The following is a 23934-nucleotide window of genomic DNA, read 5'->3' on the forward strand; positions in this document are numbered from 1 at the left end:
GATGGATCGCGCTTCGGAACCCGCCATCCCCGCGTACGAGCCGGCGGATGTCGACCTGACCGATCCGTCGCTGTATCTCAACCGCGAACTGAGTGCGCTCGCGTTCCAGCGGCGCGTGCTCCACGAGGCGCTCGACGAACGGAACCCGCTGTTGGAACGGGTCCGATTCCTCGCTATCGTCACCCGCAACCTCGATGAGTTCACGATGAAACGCATCGGCGGTCTCAAACAGCAGATAGAGGCCGACGTGACCGAGACGGCTCCCGATGGCCGAACCCCGGAAGCGCAGCTGGCGGAAGTCCACGAGACCCTCCGGCCGATGCTCACGACGCAGGCCCGTTGCTACCGCGATGCGCTCCGTCCCGCGCTTGCCGCGGAAGGGATCGAGATTCTCGATTACGACGATGCCACCGCCGCAGAGCAGTCAGGACTGCGGACGTATTTCGAGGAGTCGGTGCTACCCACGCTGACGCCGCTTTCGTTCGATCCGGCCCATCCGTTCCCGTTCATCTCCAATCGGTCGCTGTCGCTCGCGGTTCTCACCCGGCATCCGAACGCCGAGGATCCGACGTTCACCCGGATCAAGATCCCGCCGAACAGGCCACGGCTGGTCCAGCTCGGGAACGACACCCGGTACGTACTGCTTGAGGATGTTATCCGGGCGAACCTCGACCTACTGCTCCCGAACGTCGAAATCGTCGATACGGCCCTGTTTCGCCTGACTCGTAACGCGGAGGTCCGGCGGAATCAGGAGATTGCCGAAGACCTCATCGACATGGTCGAGGATGTGCTCGAACAGCGGCGCTTCGCGTCGGTCGTCAGAATGGAGATCTCCCCCGACGCAGACGCCCGTATTCGCTCGACGCTCGCGACGCAGCTCGGGCTCGACGAACGCGAGATATACGACCTCGCGGGACCGCTGGATTACCGGGACTTCGCTGAGTTGACTGACCTCGACCGGCCGGAGCTCTCGCTGGACGAGTGGACGCCACAGCCACATCCCAGACTCAACGGTCACCGGAACCAGTCGTTCGGGACGCCGGATACCACTGACCCGAGCGTCTTCCGGCGTATTCAGGACGGCGACATTTTGCTCCATCACCCGTACCACGACTTCACGGACACTGTCCAGCGGTTCCTCTCAGCAGCGGCCGAAGACCCCGACGTTCTGGCGGTCAAAGCGGCTATCTATCGGACTGCAAGCGATTCACAGATCATCCAGTCGCTGATAACGGCCGCTGAAAACGGAAAGCAGGTCGCGGTGATGGTCGAACTCAAGGCCCGGTTCGACGAACAGAACAACCTCGAATGGGTGCGCAAACTGGAGGAAAACGGGATCCACGTCGCCTACGGGACGGTCGGACTGAAGACCCACACGAAGACGGCGCTGGTCGTCCGGGAGGAAGACGACGGCGTCGAACTGTACTCGCATATCGGCACTGGGAACTACCACTCCGAGACGGCGAAGGGATACGTGGACCTCGGACTGTTGACTGCCGACCGCGACATCGGCCGCGATCTGACCAAAGTGTTCAACTTCTTCACCGGGCCCTCGCTGGACGAGGAGTTCCGCGAACTCCTCATCGCACCAGTGACGATGCGCCGGGAGTTCACCCGGTGCATCCGCCGGGAAGCCCAGCACGCACAGGCCGGTCGTCCCGCCCGCATCGTCGCGAAAATAAACGGACTGGAAGACCCCGCCATCGTCGCCGAATTGTACCGGGCGTCGATGGCGGGCGTCGACATCGACCTCATCGTCCGCGACATCTGTCGTCTCCGACCCGGACTGGAGGGCATCAGCGAAAACATCTCCGTGTACTCGCTCGTGGGCCGCTTTCTGGAACACTCCCGCATCTTCTACTTCGAGAACGGCGCACGGGCCGACCCGACCGAAGACGACGACTGGGGCGATCCCGAGTACTACATCGGCAGCGCCGACTGGATGACGCGCAACCTCGATTACCGGGTCGAAGCGGTCACACCCGTGACCAGCCCGGAGATCCAACGTCAACTCCGGTTCACCCTCGAACTCGTGCTTTCGGACAACCGCAAGCTCTGGGAGATGGACAGCGACGGCGAGTACCACCAGCGGTATCCGGACGACGGCGAGCGCGTGATCAGCGCACAGGGGGTTCTGATGCGTGAAGCCCTGAAAGCCGGTCGTTCGGACGACCTCGCGGCGGGAATCCCCGGCGACTATCCGTTAGCTGGTGACCTCTGTATCGCAGGGGATACCACTCGACAGCCGACTGTGCCAGATACTCCGTCGGAATCTGAAACAGCAGTCTCCACTGAAACCGGGGGTGAACTCGGGACCTCCGATGCCGATACCACCGACGGCGAACCCTCCGAGGTCACAGACGGTGGCAGCCCCGGGGACATCCTGTCCACACACAGTGACCGATGGTACGTCCCGGACAGCGCCGTGTACAACTACGCCGTTCGGACACCCGACGGGGAGCGACGCTACCGCAAAACTAAGGCTGGCGTTACCGACCTCCTCAAGCGACTGTATAGCGATTCGGAATAGCGATTTGGAATAGTTATACGACTATACCGACCTCTCCCCTCTTTTTTCCGGTAGCTGAACGGTCTCCGTCGACATGTGATCCCTTCGCACAAAACGCGTTTTAATTCTCCAAGAGGCCTATGAGCGTCCCTCTCGACCGTTTCGCTGTAGCTATGGACTTACAGGAATTCGTCCGCTCCAACGCCCCCGCAGACGGCGGCGATGGGTTCGGGAAAGAGAACAACAGGCTGCTCGATATCCCGCTTGACGGCACAGTGATGGTCAAGGCCGGATCGATGGTCGCGTACACCGGCGAGGTCACGTTCACTGGCAAGTCCTCGGCGGAAGGCGGTATCACGGGCTTCGTCAAGGAGGCCGTGAGCGGCGAAGGGACGCCGGTCATGACGGCCGAAGGGCGCGGTCACCTCTACGTGGCCGAGAACGGCAAGAAGGTACAGGTGCTTCGCCTCGATGACGGGGAGTCGATATCGGTCAACGGTACCGACGTGCTCGCGTTCGAATCGAGCGTCGACTACGAGATCAACACCGTCGGCAGCCTCTCCGGGATGGCTGCCGGGGGGCTGACGAACGTCTATCTCACCGGCCCCGGGGAAGTCGCGCTGACAACCTACGGCGACCCACTTGTGATGACGCCGCCGGTCTTCACCGACCCGGACGCGACCGTTGCGTGGAGTTCGAACCTCTCGCCGTCTATCGAGATGAACAAGGCGTTCGAGATCGGCCAGACCTCCGGCGAATCGATACAGATGGAGTTCACCGGCGATGACGGGTTCGTCGTCATCCAGCCCAACGAGGAAGGGTCCGTCACTCAGAGCTGACAGCCACCGAATCAGCGCGCCGGAGGCACGACTCGTTTGCGGAGCGTTCCCCGGATGAAGGGACGGACCGGTGTCACGCCGAGATTGAACCGCTCGATTTCGACGACATCGAAGGCCCGGTCACCGACGAGCCGCGACCCCGTTTGCCGGGTGAGATGACAGCCATCGGCGGCCCGTTTCCAGAGCGGGGCGAGCAGCGACTGTACCCGGGCACGCCACCCGTCGTCGATAACATGCTCGAAGAAACGCAGTTCACCGCCGGGTTTGAGTACGCGGGCGATTTCACTCATCGCCGACTCGATGTCCGGAATCGTACAGAACACCATCGAAGCGATGACGATATCGAACGTGGCGTCGGCATACGGGAGCGCTTCCGCCGGTGCGGACTCGACACGAATCGGCGTGGCCTGCGCTTTCGCCTTCTCCGCGGCCTGTCGCCGCATGTGCGGATCCGGCTCGGTAGCGTGAAACTCCGTCGACGCGCCCGCAACGCTATCGAAATACGGAAACATCGCGCCGGTTCCGGCACCGAGGTCCAGTACTGTTCCCTCCAGATTCGCCACCAGGTACTCACGGTGTGATCCCAAGAGCGTCCGCTCCACGAGCGCCGTTGCCGGATCGTAGATAGCCGCAAACAGCGGTGAGGAGGGTTCCTTATCGGGATTCGATTCTGCGGGCATAGCAGTAATTACGATGGCTTCCCTGAAAGCACTGGTTCACTCGAAGGATGCTACACGCTCCGGTTCGAAGACGCGCACGCGCTCTTGGTAGGAGCCACCGAGCACGTCGCTCGCCGGCGGGAGGTCCGGTGCCATGTCGCGGAAGTGAAGCGGGACGCCACGGGTCCCCCGAAACATGATCGTCAGGCGTGGTCCAAGAGCCGCGATTCGACCCACGGGAACAGCACGTTGTTCTCCTTGTGGACGTGCATATGCGTGTCCTGTTCCAGCGTTTCGAGTCGTTCGAGCAGACTCTGATAACTCGGACAGGCGTCGTCCGGGACCGCGTACCCGTCGCTCAGCTCCGCAATCCGTTCGAGGTGCTCGGCTGTCGCTTCGTGGTCCGCTTCGAGGTCATCGAGTGCCTCGTCCAGGATCGCTCTCTCCGCGTCGGTGAGTGTGTCCCCTCGGTCGAGTTTCTCGATGGTGGGGAAGACGTCGCGCTCTTCTTCCGTCGTGTGCTGTCGCATCTCCTCGGCCAGTTCGAATACTTCCCGCTCGACGTCGATCAGTTCGGGATGCGCTTCCGCGTGGACGCTCCGGACTTTCTTAGCGAGTTTTTCTAAGGCGGGAAGCTCCTCGCGGAGGTACTGATGGTGGCTGTCGATGACGTGTTCGATGAGCGCAGCCATCGATTCCCATTCCGCCCCGCTGTCCTCGCTTTGGCTGCGGGCATCTCGCAGTTTCTCTCGGACGGCATCGATATCGAGGTCCGCTTCGGTACAGGCCGTCCGGAGCGTCTGGTCACCGCCACAGCAGAAATCGAGCCCGACCGACTCGAACACGCGAGCGAACGCCGGGTTCTCTCTGACGAGTGCGCCGAGCGGTCGGTCCGGATCGATGGATTCAGTCATTGTAGCTGTTCCTCGCAGTCGTTGATCGAAGCGGTCTATTGCCCTGCTCTCTGAGTTGGGTGCCGTCGGCCATGGTCAGAACGGGACTTCCGTCTCTTCGTCGGCTGATCCGTCGACGGGCGGCTCGGCCTTTCCGATCAGGACTCTGAACTCGCCAGGGTCCCGCTGGCGGTAAGTCCACCGGAACTCCGGGCCGGCTTCGGCCTCGAACTGGTGGTACAGCGGCTTTGGGTCGTGGTCGTTGACGAGAATGAACCCAGCCCCCGTGTCCAGCCCGGCGTACGCTTCGAAGATTTGCTCGTGTCGCTTCGCGGGCGGGAGATCCCTGACATCGAGTTCCTCGATGATCTCGATTGACTCGTCGTCGGATGGGGCCGCCGTCACATCATCGTCGTCGGCATCCGAACCCTCGGGCGACTCGGTGCTGCCGGTTTTCGTGATCTGGACGCGACAGCGGCCGGGTTCTGAGTCGACGACTTCCCAGGTGAACGCGTCGCCGTACTGCTGTCGGAACTCCCGCTGCAGCGGCCGCGGCTCGTGTGGGGCGATGAGTTCCATCGTCCCGCCCTCGGGTATCATTCCGTACCGGTGATGGATCGTCGGATGCCGTTCCTGCTTGGGGATCTCGCGGACGTCGTATCGGGTGACGATGTCCTCGTCGGTGGCTTCGGAATCGCCGGTCTTGACGATCTCGACCCGCCATTCGCCGTCGCCTTGCCTCGCGTACGCCCACTCGATTACGTCCCCGTGCATCGATTTGAGTTCGTGGTACAGCGGCTTTGGATCGTGGTCGTTGACGAGGACGAACCCTTCGTCCGCCGCCAGACTGTCGAAGATCTCCAGCAGCACCTCGTGTCGCCGTTGTGGCTTCAGGTCCCGGACGTCGATTGTGGGGAGCGATTCGTCCCCTAACGGCTCGCCGACGGTCACCTGCAGTTCCCGCGGCTCCGCGTCGGGGTGTGTGTACTCCCAGCCCAGCGCCCGGTCGTGGTCGAGCTGATAGCGAACCAACTGAGGGTCGATATCCCTGTCGGCAACGACCTCGATGGTGTCATTCACCTCCGAGTCCGCTAACACGTCGAACAGCTGTTCACGGCGTTCCTCTTCCGACTGGTCTCGCAACTGGATCTCCGTTGGCATCTCTGTGCCGAATGATACACAGGCGGATTGATGTCACCTGTGCCGAAGGGGTTCGGCAGCCACCGAGAGCTGCACAATTGAACGGACGCGGCAGCGGTCGCTCAGGGCAGACACTGCTCGCCCTCTGCCCCTGGGCAGAGTCCCAAACACGCTGTCTCTACTTGCTTTCGGAGCCGAAAGACGCCGCTTTTCGGGAGGAGAAAGCCGATATCGAACGCGGTCTCGTCGTCGAGCGTCGTCTCTAACACCGACTCGAAGAACGTGGAAACGACGCAGAACCGCCAGCCGACTTCCGTGGCGAGAGCCTCTCCGCGATCCGTGAGCGTTACTCCCTGATATTTCTCGTAATCCACCAGCCCCCGCTCGTCGAGTTTCGATACCATTTCCGTGACGCTAGCTGGCGTCACGTTCAAGAATTCCCGCAGTTCGCCGGTTCTAACCCGCTCTGTGGTGGATTCTGAGAGGGCAGAGACGGCGAAGAGATAGCGACCTGCGCTCCGTTCGATATCGGAAACCGACGGCGTGAGCGACGAAGCGGAGCCCGTTCGGCGTTCTGAGGACATACCTGACGTTCTCTCCCCTATCCCAGAAAGTGTCGTCCCGAACCCCTTCGCACTGTCTCGGGTACGATACCGTCCGAACATCTCCGGCCGCAGGGTTTTGATTAGGCGGCCCTAAAATAGGGCTGTTCATGGGTACGGGAGAAGGTGAAAACAGCGCGGTCTCAGTCCTCGGCCGAACCGTACCGGTACAGGTACTCAAACCGCGCATCGTTTTCGGGTTGCTGTTGGGTGGGTCGCTGGCAGGTATCTGGGTCGCAAATCCGGCTGCCCCAGTCTTGATTCGAGGTGTGACGTGGGTGACCCTCGCGACGCTCGGTGTTCTGGTCGGTGGGCTCTACTGGCGACTCGCCCTCTTCGACCGGTCCGGGTTCGCCGCGGATACGTATTGGGCTGTCACGGGTCGGTGGCAACGGATCGAAACTATCGCACTCGTCGGATTCGTCCTCTCCGGGAGTGTCCGCCTCGGTCTCGGTGTCCGCGACGGCTCGTTCGGAACCGGCCGTGTGACGCTCGGTATCGGCGTCGTCGTCGCCCTGTTGCTCTGGGCCGGAGTTCGGTGGCTTGCGGACGAACGGGCGAGCCGCTGGACGGCGCGGGTTCGGGCCACGCTCCTCCTCGTCGGCCTCGTTTCGCTCGCCGGATTCGCCTGGCTCGAAACCGGGACAACGCTCACGGATTGGGGGGTAAGGCTCGCTCACATCGGCGCGTTCTCGCTGTGGTTGGGCGGCGCGATCTGGCACAATTTCGTCGTCTTGCCGACCGTCCGGACCCGACCCGACACCGGCAAAGTGCTGAAACCACAGGCACGGAGGTTCCGCCGGCACCTCCCCGTTGTTATCCCGGTCGTGTTCGTGACCGGCCTCTACCAGACGGTCGGTCTTATTGGGCTTTCCGCTTCGACATTGCTCGGGTCCCCGATCGGGCATCTCATCGTGTTCAAACTGCTCGTCGTAACGGTCTTGACTGCACTGGTGGCCGCCAGCTACATCGGAAACGGGTAGATCGGCTTCACCGCCCCGATCAGGTGCACGACAGGCACGACCGCCGGGCTGGAACGGCACTCTCTCGACTGGCGGACCAGGATACTCTCGAATTCCTTGCCAGAGGGGGCCACCGTGGCCCTCTCTTGAAACGGAGTACAACACCTGCCTTGAGATCCAGCACGCGTAAGGCGGCCGTTTGAGTTGACAGCCTGCGGGTCAGGAGGCCCGATCACCGCTGACGGTCCAGAGCATGCTCTGTATCGATTTCCCCAGGAAATACCCGATAAGCCCCCACAGAACGCTGCTTTCGCTACCCTGTAACACGGCCCCGACACCAGCACAGAGGATACCGAGAACAACGCCAGGATAGTTCTCCGCAGGCGATAGTGTGTCCATAACCTTCCTCAACCGTTTGTGGAGGTGAGTGTTCGTCCGAACCTGTTCGTCCTGGGTTAGCTCCCTGTTGCGGAATCATCTGTGCCTGCCCGGGGGATACCTCTCGACGAATATCCGGGTTCCGTCGGGTGGGTATCCGTGGATTTGTGATGTCTCTTTCGAGAGCAGTCCATGGTCGTCTCAGTACCCAGTAACCGGTGCTTTTCTCCTCATCTCGGCCGCTTTTCCGTATTCTACCATTTGGTAAAAACACAGATGTCGAACGACCTGTCGATAGACGCCGACTGGAACAGACAGTACATCAACGGCGAGTGGGTACCCGCTGGCGACGGGCAAACTCTCCCCGTCGAAGACCCTTCGACGCGTGAGGTCGTCGCTACTGTCCCCGCTGCGACCGAAAGCGACGTGGACGCCGCCTACGAGTCCGCGAGCCAGGCACAGGACGAGTGGGGCCAGGCCCCGCCAGCCCAGCGTGCGGCAGTCGTCCAGCAGTTCCTGCAGGCGCTGCAGGAACAGGATGACGCCGTCGCCGACCTGCTGGCTCACGAGGTCGGTGGCTCCGCCATCATGGGTGAGACGTCCATCCAGATCGCCTCCGACCACGCGGGCGAGGCGGCGACGCTACCCAGGCGGATGAAAGGCGAGCACGCGGAATCGAACATTCCGGGCAAGGAGAACACCGTCGAGCGCGGGCCGAAGGGGGTCGTGACGGTCATCTCCCCGTGGAACTTCCCGCTGAACCTGAGTGCACGGGCGGTCCTTCCAGCTATCGCCGCCGGGAACAGCGTCGTCCTCAAACCCTCGACGAACTCGCCGATCACGGGCGGGCTGCTGTTCGCGAAGCTCTTCGAGCAGACCGACCTCCCGTCGGGTGTGCTAAACGTCGTGACCGGTCGCGGCTCGGAGATCGGCGACCGCGTCGCCAGTCATCCAGAGAGCGACGTCGTCTCGTTTACCGGCTCGACGGAAGTCGGACAGCACGTCGCGGGGCTCGCAGGGGAGAACCTCGCAGTGCCCGCGATGGAACTCGGCGGCAACAACCCGTTTGTCGTCACGAGCGACGCCGACGTTGACCGCGCGGTCGATGCGGCGACGTTCGGCTCGTTCGTCCACCAGGGACAGGTGTGTATCTCCATCAATCGGCACATCGTCCACGAGGACATCTACGACGAGTACGTCGAGAAGCTGACCGAACGCGCCAGTTCGCTCACCGTCGGTAGCGCCCACGACCCCGCGACGGAAGTCGGTCCCATCATCGACGAATCCCAGCGCGACGAGATGCTCGACTACGTCGATAGGACCGTCAACGCCGGTGCCACGCTCGAAACCGGCGGCGAGACGGCAGCCGTCGACGACGTTGCGGACTCGCTGGTGGTGAAGCCGACGGTGCTTTCCGGCGTGACCAACGACATGCCGGCCGCCGCCAACGAGCACTTCGGCCCCATCGCCCCAGTGATCCCGTTCTCGGATGTCGACGAGGCCGTCGAAATCGCTAACGACACCGAGTACGGGCTCTCCGGTGCCGTCCACGCCGGTGATCTCTCCGTTGCGAAGGACATCGCCAGTCGGATGGAGACCGGAAACGTCCATATCAACGACCAACCGATCAACGACGAGGCCCACGTGCCGTTCAGCGGTATCGGGGCGTCGGGTGTGGGCGAATACAACAGCGATGCGTTCCTCCGCGAGATCACTGAGACGAAGTGGGTTTCCATCCAGCACGAGCCCCGCGACTACCCGCTCTGATCACGTCCGACAGCCGGAGCCGCGAGGCAAGCGTGTTCCGTCGCGTGATTGCGCCGGCGGATCTCAGGCGAGTCCGCTGGACCGGCGGTACTGGTAATCGCCGAAGCCCAGCAGTGGGAAAAAGAGAATTCCAAGGAACGTGAGGCCCAATCCGAAGCCGATACCTCTCCCGAAGGCTCTGGCGACGCCAGCGTGAATCTTGTATAACGCATAAATGTTCACGATGGGGACCAAAAGCAGTACTAACCACCACCACGCGTTTTCACCGATCCGGAGCATGATGTAGAGGTTGTATATCGGAATGATAGCCTTCCAGCCTGCGTGATCAGCCTTTTCGAACACCATCCACATCCCGGCGATCTGGATACCGGCGATCAACAGGTTGAACAGGAGGAGTACGATATCACCTGCGCCGCTGTTCTGGAGGGGGGTAACGAACACCTCAAGCGGGACCATACCGGCACTGGCCCGTGGGCTATCAAAAAAATGTCGGATCCTTCTCACGCCACCAACTATTTTTGAGTTCTGTGTGTGACATAAGTAAGCCCCCGTTGGATTCGGCGACGGGTGTTCTTCGCCACTATCATCCACACAGTTCAACGAGTACATCCGACTAACAGTCCCACTCGGGCTGTGACGGGGCTGGCTGAGACCGATAAGTCGCTTACGAGCCTACAGTATCGCCGCTTGCAGCACTCTGTTCCGTCGGCGGCTGGATGGTCAGATGGTCACGCATCGACTCGATGAGGGTCGCCGGCAATCGAATGTATCCGTCGGAATCCCGCTCAACACTGAATATCTCCGACATGTCACTATCGATGACGATTGTTTGAAGTTCTCCCGTGGCTGTATCGAGCGTAATGTTCTGCAGTGTGCCGATTTCGCGGCCGTCAGTGCTTACTACTCGGACGTTGGAGAGCTGACTTGCGAGGACCATTCGCATATCAGTCACTCGTGCCGAAATTACCATAAAAATACTGCATCGCTTCCAGTTCTCCGTCCCCTGGTGCCTTTTACTGAACAAACCACTGAGTCCGCGGATGTCACGGACACCGCCGCCGAAGTGGCGTGCTCGCTTCGCCAGGACGGGGCCACACCACTTCTCGTGGCCGTTTCCGTCAATTGGAGGACGGCGCTTCTGAACGGCCACGGTGATTCAGTTCGCAGCGCCGTGTTCAACGTGGTTTTAAGCTACCGCAGGCGGTTTTTCAATCCCACTGTAACTGCCAGTCGTATGCCAGCGAAGTGCCCTCCACCCGCGATGCGGTACCCTTGGCAGCACCGAACTCGAATGTACACGCGTCCGCCCTCTCCTCGGGAGGTGATTCTGTGAGCGTTCGGTCGGTGGCGGTGGCCGCGGTACTCATCGCCGCAACGGCGACGGGGCCGGGGCTGGCCGCTGCGGGGCAACAGGCCACGCTCTCCGAGGACAGTTTTCCGCTTCACTCCGACGAACAACAGGTGGTCACTGGGGAGACCACGCTGAACCCCGGGACAGAGATGACTGTCCGCATCAAATCAACCGACCCGTCGACCCCGTTTATTCAGCAATCACAGGTCAGCGTCCAACCCAACGGGACGTTCGTCGCACAGTTCGATCTGGCAGACGTGCCGGCGAACACGTCCTACGAACTGTACGCTCACGTCGACGGCGAGCCGCTGTTTGAGCGTCCCGGAACTGTAGCCGAATGCGACGGCGACTGTACTGATCCGGTCCCCGACACCCGGACCCCTGAGGAGACTGATGACGCCGAAAACGTCGTCACCGTCTCACAGGGCGAGACCGCTGAAATTCCGGTTTCGGTGACTGACGGCGGGAAGAAAACGCTTTCCGTCGGCAGCGAGGCGGTCAATTACCGGATCAACGCGACCGTCAGTGACGACGACAGTGACGGTGAAGTGCTGGTACTGTTCGACACCGCGGCTGCCGGCACGGACTCGGAGACGCTCAGTGTCGCGGACGACGGTGACTCAGTGACCGTGACTGCACCAGAGCCGGAACTTCCGTCGACGCTTGCACCCGGTACGTACTCCTATCGCCTGTTCGACAGCGAGACCACGGGCGGCACACCGGCCGTCGGAACCCTCGTCATCGAGGCAAACGAGACGGCAAACGAGGAGTTCGAGGTCGAAGGGACGGCCGAATTCGGCTTCGAGGAGTCGGTGACAAGGGTCCAACAGGGTGACACCGGTCGGATTCCCGTCGCTCTCGCAACCGCCGACGCGGCCACAGTGTCTATCGGGAGTCCGGCCACCAACTACGAGATCAATGCGACCGTCCGCGACGGGAACGGTGATGATCGCGTCGTCCTCCTGTTTGACACCACGGCGGCCGGACACGACGAACCCACACTCGAAACTGCGGCGGATGCCGACGCCGTGGCAGTCGAATCCGGTTCGGAAGTCGCGCTGGATTCGCAACTCGTTGCCGGTAGCTACCGCATGTCCCTGTTTCGCGGGACTGAGGCAGCCGACCAGCCCGATGCAGTCGGAACGCTGACAGTCACGGAAGGTACCACCACGTCCACGGATGCGTCTGCCGACGGCGTCGATTCAGTCACCGGCGAAACGTCGGTCCCAGGGCAGTCACCGGACAGTGATCTCGGCATCGGTGTCGGTGCTCTCGCCGTCGGCGGCGTCCTCGCCGTCGCCGGTGTGGGGTTCTGCCTGCGATCCATCCTGAACTGACGCGTCGTCGGTCGTCCGACCGCGCAGTCTTTTGGTATCGAGCGACGGCTCGCTCAGACACAGGCTCAGTGGTCAGCCAGCAGGGCGGCGATGCCGAGAACGGTGAGACAGAGACAGAAAAACAGCACACCCGGCTCGACGATCTCGAAAACGAACCAGGCGATTGCGCTCGTCCCGCTGACCGGCCCCGCATTCGGACTCGCCGGAGCCAGGACCCCACCGCCCGCGGTCGAGGTCGCCAGTTTCTCCGCGCCCCATTGGACGAAGAGGCTCGCAAAGCCAAGCAGTCCCAGCCCGGTGACGACATCGGCCATCGACTGCTGGATACGCGGCTCCATATCCCGGTCGCCGACAAGCACAATCGGGTCGCTCGCGGGGCCGTACACTGTCATCTCGTTTCCTTTCGAGGAATAGACCGTTTCGACCGGTTCGATGAGGTCCGCGTCTTCGAGATTCGAGACGTGGTAGTGGACGTTCTGGACCGACGTATCACACCGGTCCGCTATCTCGGAGAGTGTTCCGGGCTCGTCGTACAGCGTGCGAAACAGCGACCGACTGGTGTCCGACGCGAGCGCGTCGAGAACGTCGTCGGTTTCGTTTTCGGCGACGCCGAGTACCCGCGGTGATTCATCAGCCGTCCCGGTCCGCTCCTGTATCGTTTCGATGAGACTCGACATAGCGTCACTGTCGGAAACGTGACACGGCAATCCTCAAAGGCCTGTGGCTGGCTTAAAACGAGATTTAACCGTCGGTGCGGTTCTGTGCCGCCCGGATCGCACGGACCGGGTCGACCGCCCCGTGGCCGGTTCGGTTGTCGAGTCCCGGCCTCCCCACGTCTCTCGTGGTCTGTTCCAGGAGGCGCTCGGTTTCGCGGGGCGACAGCGACTCGTTCGCCTCAAGCAGCAGGGCTGCGGTGCCACCGACGTAGGGGACTGCGGCCGAAGAGCCGACGAACCCGTCGGGGGCGGCAGCGGCGAACTGCCGGTCCGGTGCCACGACATCGACACCAGTCCGGCCGTCGACCGTCGGACCACGCGAACTGAACGGTTCGAGTTGATCGATGCGGCTGTTGTACGCCCCGACAGTGATAGTGCCGCGTGCGGTTCCTGGCGCGACGATACTGTTTCGAGCCGTCGCGTACTGGAGGTCGTGTGTCGGTGATACGAGCCGTAGCCGTGTGTCGGTCGGCGGTGCTGGCCCACGAACGACGAGATAGTAGTCGCCGGGCCTGACACTGGCAACGATACGCTCGTTGGGAACGTCGTCGCCCCGGTAGGGCTGTGAGCGGGCGACGAGGCGGGAGACGGTTCCGTTCGTCCGGTACAGTTCGACCGTGTAGTCTTCCCCCGCGTGGCCTCGTTCCCAGGAGAGCCAGACCGTGATTTCGGTCCCGCCCCGAACGAAGTTCCGCCGGCTATCGTTCGCAAACGCGACGGTCCGATCCTTGACGGCCTCGGCGGTGTATCGACCTGACCAATGCGACTGCGCGAGGTTTCCGGCTGGGGCGACGAACACTGACCCGCGCCCCGTCGCTCGTGTTGCGCTCCGAGCGACCGGTCCGGTTCCGTCGCCCGGTTGTCCGTAAAAGGAAACCGGCGCGACGATCACGTCGATGTCCTCCTGTACGAGCCACGCTACCGCCTGTCGATAGCTGGCGACGCTGTCGATCTGTGCGAGGTACAGATCAGCGCCCGGAGCGGTCCGTGAAACGACGGCTGCCGTCGCAGTTCCGTGTGCTTCGCGGGTCTCGTGGGACCCACCACCGAAACGCCGCGTTGCGGCGACCTGCCCGGCAATCGCTTTCGATTCCGTGTCGAACCCTGTCGGATCGACAATCCCCACCGAGACGTTCGAACCGGTGACACCGGCTGCGTGAAGCCGAGCGAACTGGCCGGCTGTTCCGTCTGCCATCGTTACTGAATCGCTGTCAGTCGTCTCCGGACGGGAATCCGTCGGAGCCGTTACCGCGACAATCGCAATGCTACCAGTTAGTACCACGATAGCGACGACGGCCAGTGCCCCGACGGTCCGATTACGCACCGCCGATCACCCGCCGCGAAACCGCTGACAGTACGCTGACTGGCCGCCCGTTACCGCTCATTGCCTGTACCGTGAGCGCTCTCTCGGAGTCCTTGCCTACCCGTCGACGATTAGTGCGGGTATCGGTACCGGAACAAACCAATCCACACCCAATCGCACCGTGGCAGTATGCTCGGTATGTAACTCGTTGCATCGTTACTCTCGGCTCGTGAGTGTAGACTCAACCTGTACTATCAGGGGTCTGGAATGAGTAGTGACGATGGGAGGGGGGGAGGGCTGTGCCCATCGACGTGCGGTCAGCCGGCGCGGGTGGATTCCGATTCGTGGCAACCGGTGTGGGTGGCAGCCGGGAACCGTCTCAGGCGGTCGCCGGCGTTTGGTTCGACGGGTGGGTACATACTAAAACTACCAGTGACTAAAAATGAATTTGAACGTTAGCGCGTCGGTGTAGCGGTGTTGCTCCCTTCGGAGTGATGTCGCTCTAAACGTCACCCTCTCTAATAACTCATTATAATTGACTAGTTATAAGTGACAGCTATTCTAGCATGCATATGGTTGTGTTAACCAATGTCAATGAACGCGGTTGTGTACAAGGGACCGAAGGAAGTGGCCGTCGAGGAGGTAGACGAACCGGAGATCGAGCACCCGAACGACGTACTGATCGACATCACGACGACGTGTATCTGCGGGTCCGACCTCCACATGTACGAGGGGCGGACAGCGGCGGAACCCGGCATCGTCTTCGGTCACGAGAACATGGGTATCGTCACCGAGGTCGGCGACGCCGTCTCCTCCCTGGAGGAGGGTGACCGCGTCGTCGCCCCGTTCAACGTCGCCTGTGGCTTCTGTGAGAACTGCGAGAGCGGCTACACGGGCTTCTGTACGAACGTCAACCCCGGCTTCGCCGGCGGGGCCTACGGCTACGTCGCCATGGGGCCGTACAAAGGAGGACAGGCCGAGAAGCTCCGGATTCCGTACGCGGACTTCAACGCGCTCAAACTCCCGGAGGGCGATGAACACGAGGACGCGTTCTCGCTGCTCGCGGACATCTTCCCGACAGGCTGGCACGGGACGGAACTCGCCAACCTCGAACCGGGCGACTCCGTCGCCATATACGGGGCCGGACCGGTCGGGCTGATGGCCGCGTATAGCGCGAAGATCAAAGGTGCAGCCGAAATCTACTCTATCGACCGCGTCCCGAGTCGCCTCGAACTGGCGGAGGACCACTGTGACGCGACGCCGATCAACTTCGAGGAGGGCGACCCGGTCGAGCAGATCAAAGAGCAACACGGGAGCGGTGTCGACAAGGGCGTCGACGCAGTCGGCTACCAGGCTATCGACCCGGACAAGCAAGGCGACGAGGCGTACGACCCGGCGCGGGAGAACCCGGCCGTCGTCATCAACAACCTCATCCGGACGGTGAAACCGACCGGCGAACTCGGGATTCCGGGCCTCTACGTGCCCGAGGACCCGGGCGCGCCCGACGACATGGCCGCACAGGGTCGTCTCGGTATCGACTTCGGGCTGCTGTTCGAGAAGGGCCAGGCGCTCGGTACCGGCCAGTGTAACGTCAAGTCCTACAACCGGGAACTGCGCGACCTGATTATCGAGGGCCGCGCCGACCCCAGTTGGGTGGTGTCCCACCGCGTCGACCTGGAAAAGGCCCCCGAGATGTACGAGGCCTTCGACAACCGGGAAGAGGGCGTCACGAAAGTGCTGCTGGAGCCCTGACACCGGAACTACCGACCCATTTTTTGGCGACAGCTATACGTCCGACTGCCGAGTATGCACAGCTATGTGTCAGTACTGCAGCTATCGGTTCCACGACGGCTGGACGCAGCTACTGTCCTACGACGAGGTCTATCAGACCGCGATGGGCGGCGAGTCCGAGTCGACGTACGGGTTCCACGAGTCGTGGGACGAACTCCGCGAGGAAGTCGGCTACGGCGCGACCTGACTCAGCGATCCCGCGGGAACGGATCGCTGTCAAACGCTTTGCCTCGCTCTTCGTCCGTGACCAGACAGCCGTCGAGTTCAGCGACGAGCCGCTCCTCGTCCATCTCCTGCCCGATGAAAACGAGTCGTGTAGACGGGTCGTCATCACCCCACTTGCCGATGGGTCCGGCCTGCACTGACGGACCGGCCTGACTTACGCCCAGCACTGTCTCCGGCCTGCTGGCGACCCACGCAAAGCCCTTGGCGCGGACGATAGTGCCGTCCCAGTCGCCGAGCCAGTCGTCGAACCGACCGGGGTGGAACGGCGTATCACGGCGGTAGACGAACGACTCCACGCCGTGGGTCGCTGCTGCCGACAGCTCGCCGTCGTGTTCGTGGCCAGCATGGGCGTCCGCGCTGTCTGATTCGGCCAGCGCTTGCTTCCAGCCCTGCTGCCGACGGGCAGCTTCGAAATCGAAGCGACCAGTCCCGAGTACGTCGCCGGGATCCACTTCGCTGTAAGTCGTGCGATGGATGGTCGCCCGTGGCTGGAGTTTTCTGACCGCGGCTTCGACGGAATCCAGCGCATCGTCGGGGACCATATCACACTTGTTCAAGAGGAGTACGTCACAGAACTCGATCTGATCGACAAGCACCTCGGTGAGCGGCCGCTCGGGGTCTGGCGCAGTGTCCGGGATGGATTCTTCGGGGTCGAAGGCCTTCCAGAACCCGTAGGCGTCGACGACCGAGACCGTAGTATCCAGATGCAGCCCTTCGGGCGGATCGCTCCCGTCCGGACCGACTGTCAGCGTTCGCGCGATGGGGATCGGCTCACTGATTCCGGAGGCTTCGACGACGAGGTAATCGAACGACCGCTCCCCGGCGAGACGCGTCACCTCCGTGACGAGGTCGTCCTGAAGGCGACAGCAGATACACCCGTTGGAGAGGTCCACCACGCCCTCTTCCCCCGCATCGGTCTCATCGGCGAGGAGTTCGGCGTCGACGTTTATCTCCCCCATGTCGTTGACGACGACGGCGATTCGCCTGCCTCCCGGGTTGCTCAAAAGCCTGTTGACCAGTGTTGTCTTTCCCGCACCGAGCGGCCCGCTGATGACCGTCATCGGAACCGACTCCGAGCTATCGATTGACATGTTATGACAACACATGTGTCAACGCGTATTAAATCCGCGTCCGGGGATCGACTGTATACGCAGGCCGGCGACTCGACCGCATTACCCATTGAGAGAATGGGGTTTATTCCGCCTCGAACAGAGATGTGACCATGAACTTACAGACGGAGACCTGGACCGACATGGCGGATGTCGAGACGAACCTGGCGCTGCTTCCCGTCGGGAGCACGGAGCAACACGGGCCACACGCACCGCTTGGGACGGACACGCTCGACGCCGAAGTGGTCGCCGAACGCGGTGCGGAGCGATACGACGACCCCGTCGTCGTCGCACCGGCGGTCCCCGTCGGCGTCGCCGAGGAGCATCGAGCGTTCTCCGGAACGTTATGGACCTCCGAGTCGACGTTCCGGTCCTACGTCCGGGACATCGTCCGGGGCCTCGCGAGCCACGGCTGGGACCACGTGGTGCTGGTCAACGGCCACGGCGGCAACATCGACGCCTTGCGGGAAGTATCTGGCACGATAACCCGCCACGACGAGGCCTTCGCTGTCCCGTTCACGTGGTTCAACGCGGTCGGCGACCACAGCGACGATATGGGTCACGGCGGGCCGCTGGAGACCTCGCTGCTCCAGCACACGAACCCGGAAACCGTCCACGAGGACCGCTTGGACGAGGCGGCTGCAGGCGGCAGCGACGGCTGGGGAGAGTGGCAAAGCGGCGTCAACCTCGCGTTCGATTCCAACGAGTTCACCGAGAACGGGGTCGTCGGCGACCCGCGCGAGGGGAGCGCTGAACGCGGGGAGACGCTGCTGGAGTTAGCGACCGAGTCGCTCGTCGACCTCCTCGATGAAATCTCGGACCGACCGGCTGGACCGCGTGAGTGAGGGCTAAAATAAAAGCAGGTGTTGAGCTATGAGTGGAGCTATTTTATAATACTATCTGCAGTTCTGTCCTATATATGCCGGCAAAATAAGCATTGTGGGCATATTTTCGGGACAAATGAGAAAATAGACAGAGACTTGGAATTATATCGTCCCAGAATATACCTAGATATATGAGAGATGGCAGAACCTGTCACGACACGGTTCACGATCCCGCGTATCGGCTGGAAGCGGCTGCGCGGGTTCAGTCGTCGCCCGCGCCTCGCTTCCGGATCTGTTTCCCGCCTGCGTCTGGCGTCCGGAGCACCTGTTCGTCCGTTTCCGGCCCAAGCACTTCCACGCGGACGCTCGACACTTTGTACTCGGGGATGCCGGCGGTCGGGTCGAACGTCTCGCCAGTGAGTTTGTTGACCGCACCGGCGGCGAAGTGCATCGGAATGAACAGCGTTCCCGGGCCGACACGGTCGGTGACCTGCGCCTTGACGACGATGTCGCCCCGTCGGGACTCGACGCGGACGTACTCCCCATCACTAATGCCGAGCTTCTCGGCCGTCTCGGGATGGACCTCGACGAAGCTCTCGCCGACGTGGCTCATCAGCCCCTCGACGCGGCGGGTGATCTGGCCCGTGTGCCAGTGATACAGCACGCGGCCCGAAGTGAGCGTCAGCGGATACTCCTCGTCGGGGATCTCGCCGGGGTGGCCGCCGTCGGCGGGGACGAAGCGGGCTTTTCCGTCCTCGAAGTTGAAGTTCCCCTCCCCGTAATCGTAGAGGTACGGCGTGCCCTCGTGGTCCTCGTCCCAGCAGGGCCACTGCAGGCCGTGCTCCTCACCGGATTCGAGCCGGTCGTAGGTGACGCCGCCGTAAATCGGCGCAAGGGAGTTGATCTCGTCCATGACTTCCCGCGGGTGGTCGTAGTCCCACTCGTACCCGAGCCGACGAGCCAGTGCCTGCGTTATCTCCCAGTCCTGGCGTGCCTTGCCCGGCGGCTCAGACGTGGGCCGGACCCGCTGGATGCGTCGCTCCGTATTGGTGAACGTCCCGTGTTTCTCCGGAGAGGTGGCCGCCGGTAGCACCACGTCGGCGTAGTCCGCCGTCTCGGTCATGAAGATGTCCTGGACGACCAGGAACTCCATGTCCTCCAGGGCCTCGGCGGCGTGCTGGATGTCGGGCTCTGAGAGGGCGGGGTTCTCGCCGACCACGTACATCCCGCGGAGGTTCCCCGCGTGAGCTTCGGCGAGCATCTCCGGCACCTTCAGCCCGGGCTCTTCTGGCGGTCGCTCGCCCCACGCGTCGGCGAACTTCTCGCCGACCTCGTCGTCCGCCGGGTTTTGATAGCCCGGCAGGCTTCCGGGCAGGGTTCCCATGTCGCCACCGCCGCCCTGAACGTTGTTCTGGCCGCGGAACGGTGAAAGGCCCGCTCCCGGCTTGCCGACCTGCCCGAGGACGAGCGCGAGGTCGGCCATCGCGATGAGGTTCTCCGTGCCGTGGCTCTGCTGGGTCATTCCCATCGCCCAGCCAAAGACGACGCTGTCGGCCTCGGCGAGGGTCTCGGCCGCCGAGGCGAGTTCCTCCGGCGACACACCGGCCAGTTCCTCGACCTTCTCGGGCGTGAACGCCTGGACTTTCTCCTTGACTTGCTCGAAGTTCTTCGTGTTACGCTCGATGAACGCCTCGTCGTGGAGGTCGTGTTTGATGATGTACCGCATCAGGCCATTGAGCCAGGCCACGTCGTAGCCGGGGTTCGTGCGAGTGTACTGGTCGGCGTGTTCGGCGATGCCGACCTTCCGCGGGTCGAACACGACGAGGTCGGCCCCCTCGCGGACGTTCTGTTTGATGCGCGTGGCGAGCACCGGATGGGATTCGGTGGTGTTGGAGCCGCTGATGAGGTAGGCGTCGGCCTCGCCGATATCCTCGTTGATGCGGTTAGTCATCGCGCCGTAACCTAGCGTCTGCTGGAGCGCCGCGACCGTCGAGGAGTGACAGAGGCGCGCGCAGTTGTCGATGTTCTTCGTCCCAAGCACCTGGCGGGCGAATTTCTGGACGAGGTACGCCTCCTCGTTGCTCCCTTTCGAGGAAGCGAGACAGCCCAGCGAGTCGATGCCGTGTTGGTCCTGAATTTCGGTAAAGCGCTCGGCCACATAATCAAGAGCCTCGTCCCAAGTGGTCGGTTCGAGGTCGCCGTCGTCGTTGCGGATCAGCGGCTCGGTGACCCGCTGTTTGCTATTCGCGAACTCGTGGCCGAACTTCCCTTTCACGCAGGTCGAGAAGTTGTTCGCGGGCGCGTCGTCGGGGTCATCAACCGGCACGACGCCGAGCGAGTCGCCGTCCTTGCCCCACATCTCGAAGCGACAGCCGACGGCACAGAACCCGCAGGTCGTCTCTTCCTTGTCGATTTTCGAGAGGCGGTAGTCGCTGACCGCGCTTGCGATGTCGAACAGCCGACCCTCGGGCATCGTGTTCGCCGCGATGCTCTCGGCGGTGTGTTCACCCGCGAGGAAGGCCTTCTTCCCGTAGTCCTTGGCGATATCGCCGGCGCGACGTTTCGCCGCCGACGCGAACTTGGCGAGGCCTTCCTTCCCCTTCGCCGCTCTCGGGTCGCCGGGCTCGAACCCGCGGTTCGGTGCCGTGGTGTCGTCGATCGTCTCGACGTCCTCGTGTTCGATGACCTTCCCGATGGAGTTTCGCTGGGTAAAGCCCGGAAGTGGAAGCGTCGCCACGCCGTCGATGCCTTTCTCCGTCAGCGAGCCGGTCGGACAGACGGTGGCGCAGTGGCCACAGGAGACACACTCCGAGTCGTGCATCGTCTCGGCGTCCGATTGGAAGCCGATGCGGGTGTCCTCGCCGTGGCCCTCGATCCGGAGGACGCCCTCGACCTGGACGTCGTTGCAGGCGTCGACACAGCGGTTACAGAGGATGCACTTGTTGCGGTCGATCTGGATGAACGAGGAGGTGTCGTCGATGGGTTCGTACTGGTCGCGCTCGTCGAAGACGCCGTAGCGGGGGTGGTCGACGCCCTCGCTGATGGCGGCGTCCTGCAGTTCGCAGCGGCCGTTGCCGTTGCAGGTGGTACACCGCAGATTGTGGTTCGACAGCACCAGATCGAGGTTGACGCTACGGGCCTCCTCGGCGTCGGGCGTGTCCGTCGAGACAGAAAGCCCGTCTTCGGCGGGGAACGAACACGACGGGACCAGGCCGTGTTCCTCGGTCTCGACCATGCAGGTACGACACTCGCTTCGCGGGCCGATCTCGTCGCTGCAGTCGCCGTCGCGGTCGTAGTAACACAGCGCCGGCACGTCGGCGTCGTCTTCGACGCCCTCCGCGCCGGGGTCGACGCTGACGACGTCGTCGTCGAGGTCCTGTAGCGCGTCGATGATGGTCGAGCCGGGGTCGACGGTGACGGCGTGGCCGTCGACGGTCAGCGTCGTCGGCCCGTCCGTGTCGGTCCCCACGTCGGGGTCGTTTGCGGTGCCGGTCTCGAACTCGCGGGTGACTGGCGTCTCCGGCTGCGGGTCGTGTAGGTCGGGAACTCGTGGAATCGATTTGTCTGTGCTCATAGTTTCTCCGTGCAGGTGCCGCTGGGACAGTGGCCGTCTGTGTGGGCGCGGAACTCCGGCTCGAACTCGTTGATGGCGGTGGTCACCGGCCGCGGCGCGTGCGCGCCGATCTGGCAGTTGCTCGACTGGCGCATCACGCGGCCGAGTTCACGTATCTTGTCGGTCTCGAACGAACCCTGGTAGATGTCGCGCAGGAGTTCGGCGAGCTGTTTCGTGCCTTCGCGGCCCGGGACACAGCGGCCGCTGTTCTCCATTGACGCGAACCGTGCCCGTTTTCCCACTGTCTCGACGGCACAGCGGTCGGTGTCGAACAGTTCGACGACGCCGTCGGTTCCGAGGCCAGCGGCTCGAAGCGACTGGGCGGTGGGTGCCATGTCGAGGTTGCGAGTGATGCCACCGAGGACGCCGCCGACGCAGGCCATCTTGAACGAGCCGTCCATCTCGACCGCCTCGCGAACCGCCCCGAGACTGGCGCTCGACCCGAGCTCGACGGTCGCCGGGTCCGGAACGTCGCCGGTGACCGTTACGATTCGCGTCCCGGGGTCGGCAGCGTCAGCGTCGACACTATCCGGTTCGGCGACGGCCCGCTGGACCTGTGCGAACGTCCGCGGCGTGTGGATGACCGTCGGGCGGCCGTACAGGCCGCGCTTGGCCGGCGAGGGCGGCTGGAGCCGCGGTTCGATGCGGTCGGCCCCCTCCAGTGCTTCCAGCGCCGCTGTGGGCTCGCCGGCGCGGAACTCGTCCGGACCGGCCACCAGTTGCGGGACGACGGGGAGAGCGTCGGCCGCTGCGTCGATAGCTTCCCTGAGCTTCGTCTGCAACTCGGTCCGAGACTCGTTGACGTAGACGACGGCGCCCCCGGCGTCCACGTACTCGGCGACCGCTGCAATCCCGTCGAGGACTGCCATCGGTGCGCCAGAGAGGAGTGTCTCGTCGCCCGACGGGAGGTTACTGGCCTCGTTGGCGTTGCAGACGACTACTGGCTCACCGTCGGTCCCGATTGCCGTCTCCCACGCGTCGGCGATTGGCTCGTCAGTGGCAGCGTCCCCGCGGCCGCGACCCAGCAGCCCGGCACCCGAAGCTACGTCGGCGCTCCGCTCGGTCGAGACGAACGACCAGTCGGCCGGTTCCAGCGGGGCGATCCAGCCACAGGGACCTAGTACGTCGCGGCGACCGATAGAGAGCGGGCCGTGTTCCGGAACTGGAAGTGACGCCGTATCCGGGTCGTGTTCGACGACGGCGTCCGCGTCGGCTGTCGGCACCGCTCCCGCTTCCAGTTTATCGACGAGGTCACGGACGGTCGCCGGTGACGGGTCGTCGTAGAAGGCTGTCCGTCCGTCACTCGTGACCATCACGAGTGGTGTGGCCGCCGTGATGCCCGTTGGTCCCGTTCTGACGACCGGCACCGAGTCCGCCGCCGCCCGCCCCGCGGAGAGGACCCGGTCCCCGCTCTGTGACCGTCCGTCCGTCGACACCCGGACGACGGTCGAATGAGCGAGGGCAGTGGTTTCCTCTGTCATACTCTGTGCGTCGTGCTGAACGATTAAAAACCCCGGCCGAGGTGTCCCCAATTATGGCCGCAGTCGACCGGCTCCACAACGTAGCACTCGCTGGGAGACTGGTGAGACGGCACTGACAGGTTCGTTCCGTCGAAACAATGAGGCAGCGGGACGTTCACCCAAACGATGAATCCACGATTCGAGGAAGTCAAGACGGAGGCGTCGGCCGCGATAACCGAGGGCGACCTGCGCTCGGTGTACACCGGAATCATCCATGAGGACGGCCGCCACGAGTACTATTTCGGCAACGACACCGAAGAGGCGGCACAACTCCGCGAGGCAGCGGCCATCCAACTCGGGATGTTGCTTCGCGTCCTCGCGGACCGTTCGGACAGTAGCGTCGACGAACTGACGGATCTGGCCGCGGAGCGCGCCGAGCAGATGGAGTTACGGTAA

22 protein-coding genes are annotated in these 23934 nt (G+C 63.0%); 9 read left to right on the top strand and 13 right to left on the bottom strand.

Going from position 1 to position 23934, the window contains the following annotated elements; genetic code table 11:
• Position 1: 1 nt before the first annotated feature.
• Positions 2-2530: a polyphosphate kinase 1 gene (gene ppk1 / locus ACY9XZ_RS14070; protein ID WP_463457649.1), complete on the top strand. Its 2529-nt coding sequence runs from the start codon at positions 2-4 to the stop codon at positions 2528-2530.
• A 152-nt stretch (positions 2531-2682) separates the two neighbouring features.
• A complete protein-coding gene (locus ACY9XZ_RS14075) occupies positions 2683-3348 on the top strand; it encodes an AIM24 family protein (RefSeq protein ID WP_463457650.1) in 666 nt (221 codons plus the stop codon).
• Positions 3349-3359: 11 nt separating this feature from the next.
• Here ACY9XZ_RS14075 and ACY9XZ_RS14080 read toward each other — a convergent pair whose 3' ends face one another.
• The 5 genes from ACY9XZ_RS14080 to ACY9XZ_RS14100 form a co-directional block, all read right to left on the bottom strand.
• Positions 3360-4028 carry a class I SAM-dependent methyltransferase gene (locus ACY9XZ_RS14080; RefSeq protein ID WP_463457651.1) on the bottom strand — a complete coding sequence of 223 codons (669 nt, stop codon included), beginning with the start codon at positions 4026-4028 and terminating at the stop codon, positions 3360-3362.
• 36 nt (positions 4029-4064) lie between these two features.
• Positions 4065-4205: a hypothetical protein gene (locus tag ACY9XZ_RS14085; protein ID WP_463457652.1), complete on the bottom strand. Its 141-nt coding sequence runs from the start codon at positions 4203-4205 to the stop codon at positions 4065-4067.
• A gap of 5 nt (positions 4206-4210) precedes the next feature.
• On the bottom strand, positions 4211-4921 hold the full coding sequence (ric, locus tag ACY9XZ_RS14090; RefSeq protein WP_463457653.1) for an iron-sulfur cluster repair di-iron protein: 711 nt from the start codon (positions 4919-4921) through the stop codon (positions 4211-4213).
• 75 nt (positions 4922-4996) lie between these two features.
• Positions 4997-6061 carry a DUF2249 domain-containing protein gene (locus tag ACY9XZ_RS14095; protein WP_463457654.1) on the bottom strand — a complete coding sequence of 355 codons (1065 nt, stop codon included), beginning with the start codon at positions 6059-6061 and terminating at the stop codon, positions 4997-4999.
• Between the two features lie 101 nt (positions 6062-6162).
• Complete coding sequence (locus ACY9XZ_RS14100) at positions 6163-6624, bottom strand: metal-dependent transcriptional regulator (protein WP_463457655.1); 462 nt, start codon at positions 6622-6624, stop codon at positions 6163-6165.
• A 128-nt stretch (positions 6625-6752) separates the two neighbouring features.
• On the opposite strand from ACY9XZ_RS14100, the gene ACY9XZ_RS14105 reads away from it, so the two are divergent.
• A complete protein-coding gene (locus ACY9XZ_RS14105) occupies positions 6753-7625 on the top strand; it encodes a hypothetical protein (protein ID WP_463457656.1) in 873 nt (290 codons plus the stop codon).
• 198 nt (positions 7626-7823) lie between these two features.
• On the opposite strand, the gene ACY9XZ_RS14110 is transcribed toward ACY9XZ_RS14105, so the two are convergent.
• Positions 7824-8003 (bottom strand): hypothetical protein, encoded by a 180-nt coding sequence (locus ACY9XZ_RS14110; RefSeq protein ID WP_463457657.1) that lies wholly within the window; start codon positions 8001-8003, stop codon positions 7824-7826.
• Between the two features lie 255 nt (positions 8004-8258).
• Between ACY9XZ_RS14110 and ACY9XZ_RS14115 the strand changes: the two genes are divergently transcribed.
• A complete protein-coding gene (locus tag ACY9XZ_RS14115; protein WP_463457658.1) occupies positions 8259-9749 on the top strand; it encodes an aldehyde dehydrogenase family protein in 1491 nt (496 codons plus the stop codon).
• Positions 9750-9812: 63 nt separating this feature from the next.
• Here ACY9XZ_RS14115 and ACY9XZ_RS14120 read toward each other — a convergent pair whose 3' ends face one another.
• Together ACY9XZ_RS14120 and ACY9XZ_RS14125 are read right to left on the bottom strand one after the other, a co-directional pair.
• The gene (locus tag ACY9XZ_RS14120) at positions 9813-10205 is read right to left on the bottom strand and encodes a DUF5684 domain-containing protein (RefSeq protein ID WP_463457659.1); all 393 of its coding nucleotides are present in this window, start codon (positions 10203-10205) and stop codon (positions 9813-9815) included.
• A gap of 208 nt (positions 10206-10413) precedes the next feature.
• Entirely contained in the window at positions 10414-10692 is a 279-nt protein-coding gene (locus tag ACY9XZ_RS14125) for a PRC-barrel domain-containing protein (protein ID WP_463457660.1), read from the bottom strand.
• Positions 10693-11078: 386 nt separating this feature from the next.
• Here ACY9XZ_RS14125 and ACY9XZ_RS14130 point away from each other — a divergent pair, with 386 nt between their 5' ends.
• A complete protein-coding gene (locus ACY9XZ_RS14130; protein ID WP_463457661.1) occupies positions 11079-12437 on the top strand; it encodes a DUF7827 domain-containing protein in 1359 nt (452 codons plus the stop codon).
• 65 nt (positions 12438-12502) lie between these two features.
• On the opposite strand, the gene ACY9XZ_RS14135 is transcribed toward ACY9XZ_RS14130, so the two are convergent.
• Together ACY9XZ_RS14135 and ACY9XZ_RS14140 are read right to left on the bottom strand one after the other, a co-directional pair.
• Entirely contained in the window at positions 12503-13114 is a 612-nt protein-coding gene (locus ACY9XZ_RS14135) for an ArsR/SmtB family transcription factor (protein ID WP_463457662.1), read from the bottom strand.
• A gap of 64 nt (positions 13115-13178) precedes the next feature.
• Positions 13179-14477 (bottom strand): S8 family serine peptidase, encoded by a 1299-nt coding sequence (locus ACY9XZ_RS14140; RefSeq protein ID WP_463457663.1) that lies wholly within the window; start codon positions 14475-14477, stop codon positions 13179-13181.
• Positions 14478-15050: 573 nt separating this feature from the next.
• On the opposite strand from ACY9XZ_RS14140, the gene ACY9XZ_RS14145 reads away from it, so the two are divergent.
• Positions 15051-16208 (top strand): glutathione-independent formaldehyde dehydrogenase, encoded by a 1158-nt coding sequence (locus tag ACY9XZ_RS14145; RefSeq protein WP_463458094.1) that lies wholly within the window; start codon positions 15051-15053, stop codon positions 16206-16208.
• Positions 16209-16272: 64 nt separating this feature from the next.
• On the top strand, positions 16273-16434 hold the full coding sequence (locus ACY9XZ_RS14150) for a hypothetical protein (RefSeq protein WP_416010751.1): 162 nt from the start codon (positions 16273-16275) through the stop codon (positions 16432-16434).
• Position 16435: 1 nt separating this feature from the next.
• Here the strand turns inward: ACY9XZ_RS14150 and ACY9XZ_RS14155 are convergent, their stop codons facing one another.
• Positions 16436-17563, bottom strand: coding sequence for a CobW family GTP-binding protein (locus ACY9XZ_RS14155; protein WP_463457664.1), 1128 nt, complete (start codon positions 17561-17563; stop codon positions 16436-16438).
• 131 nt (positions 17564-17694) lie between these two features.
• On the opposite strand from ACY9XZ_RS14155, the gene ACY9XZ_RS14160 reads away from it, so the two are divergent.
• Positions 17695-18426: a creatininase family protein gene (locus tag ACY9XZ_RS14160; protein ID WP_463457665.1), complete on the top strand. Its 732-nt coding sequence runs from the start codon at positions 17695-17697 to the stop codon at positions 18424-18426.
• 241 nt (positions 18427-18667) lie between these two features.
• Here ACY9XZ_RS14160 and fdhF read toward each other — a convergent pair whose 3' ends face one another.
• Positions 18668-21979, bottom strand: coding sequence for a formate dehydrogenase subunit alpha (gene fdhF / locus ACY9XZ_RS14165; RefSeq protein ID WP_463457666.1), 3312 nt, complete (start codon positions 21977-21979; stop codon positions 18668-18670).
• On the bottom strand, positions 21976-23499 hold the full coding sequence (locus tag ACY9XZ_RS14170) for an NADH-ubiquinone oxidoreductase-F iron-sulfur binding region domain-containing protein (protein WP_463457667.1): 1524 nt from the start codon (positions 23497-23499) through the stop codon (positions 21976-21978). Before ACY9XZ_RS14170 ends, fdhF begins: the two co-directional genes overlap by 4 nt.
• 165 nt (positions 23500-23664) lie before the next feature.
• Here ACY9XZ_RS14170 and ACY9XZ_RS14175 point away from each other — a divergent pair, with 165 nt between their 5' ends.
• Entirely contained in the window at positions 23665-23934 is a 270-nt protein-coding gene (locus ACY9XZ_RS14175) for a hypothetical protein (protein ID WP_463457668.1), read from the top strand.

The organism is Haloarcula sp. HT12 (assembly GCF_055271655.1).

Bases quoted from the DNA above. Each gene is read 5' to 3' on its own strand.
- ACY9XZ_RS14120 (WP_463457659.1), bottom strand. From the start codon at position 10,205: ATGGTCCCGCTTGAGGTGTTCGTTACCCCCCTCCAGAACAGCGGCGCA.
- ACY9XZ_RS14085 (WP_463457652.1), bottom strand. From the start codon at position 4,205: ATGTTTCGGGGGACCCGTGGCGTCCCGCTTCACTTCCGCGACATGGCA.
- ACY9XZ_RS14095 (WP_463457654.1), bottom strand. From the start codon at position 6,061: ATGCCAACGGAGATCCAGTTGCGAGACCAGTCGGAAGAGGAACGCCGT.
- ACY9XZ_RS14080 (WP_463457651.1), bottom strand. From the start codon at position 4,028: ATGCCCGCAGAATCGAATCCCGATAAGGAACCCTCCTCACCGCTGTTT.
- ACY9XZ_RS14110 (WP_463457657.1), bottom strand. From the start codon at position 8,003: ATGGACACACTATCGCCTGCGGAGAACTATCCTGGCGTTGTTCTCGGT.
- ACY9XZ_RS14100 (WP_463457655.1), bottom strand. From the start codon at position 6,624: ATGTCCTCAGAACGCCGAACGGGCTCCGCTTCGTCGCTCACGCCGTCG.
- ACY9XZ_RS14145 (WP_463458094.1), top strand. From the start codon at position 15,051: ATGAACGCGGTTGTGTACAAGGGACCGAAGGAAGTGGCCGTCGAGGAG.
- ACY9XZ_RS14155 (WP_463457664.1), bottom strand. From the start codon at position 17,563: ATGTCAATCGATAGCTCGGAGTCGGTTCCGATGACGGTCATCAGCGGG.
- ACY9XZ_RS14170 (WP_463457667.1), bottom strand. From the start codon at position 23,499: ATGACAGAGGAAACCACTGCCCTCGCTCATTCGACCGTCGTCCGGGTG.
- ACY9XZ_RS14135 (WP_463457662.1), bottom strand. From the start codon at position 13,114: ATGTCGAGTCTCATCGAAACGATACAGGAGCGGACCGGGACGGCTGAT.
- ACY9XZ_RS14175 (WP_463457668.1), top strand. From the start codon at position 23,665: ATGAATCCACGATTCGAGGAAGTCAAGACGGAGGCGTCGGCCGCGATA.
- ACY9XZ_RS14115 (WP_463457658.1), top strand. From the start codon at position 8,259: ATGTCGAACGACCTGTCGATAGACGCCGACTGGAACAGACAGTACATC.
- fdhF (WP_463457666.1), bottom strand. From the start codon at position 21,979: ATGAGCACAGACAAATCGATTCCACGAGTTCCCGACCTACACGACCCG.
- ACY9XZ_RS14150 (WP_416010751.1), top strand. From the start codon at position 16,273: ATGTGTCAGTACTGCAGCTATCGGTTCCACGACGGCTGGACGCAGCTA.
- ACY9XZ_RS14125 (WP_463457660.1), bottom strand. From the start codon at position 10,692: ATGCGAATGGTCCTCGCAAGTCAGCTCTCCAACGTCCGAGTAGTAAGC.
- ACY9XZ_RS14105 (WP_463457656.1), top strand. From the start codon at position 6,753: ATGGGTACGGGAGAAGGTGAAAACAGCGCGGTCTCAGTCCTCGGCCGA.
- ACY9XZ_RS14160 (WP_463457665.1), top strand. From the start codon at position 17,695: ATGAACTTACAGACGGAGACCTGGACCGACATGGCGGATGTCGAGACG.
- ACY9XZ_RS14075 (WP_463457650.1), top strand. From the start codon at position 2,683: ATGGACTTACAGGAATTCGTCCGCTCCAACGCCCCCGCAGACGGCGGC.
- ppk1 (WP_463457649.1), top strand. From the start codon at position 2: ATGGATCGCGCTTCGGAACCCGCCATCCCCGCGTACGAGCCGGCGGAT.
- ric (WP_463457653.1), bottom strand. From the start codon at position 4,921: ATGACTGAATCCATCGATCCGGACCGACCGCTCGGCGCACTCGTCAGA.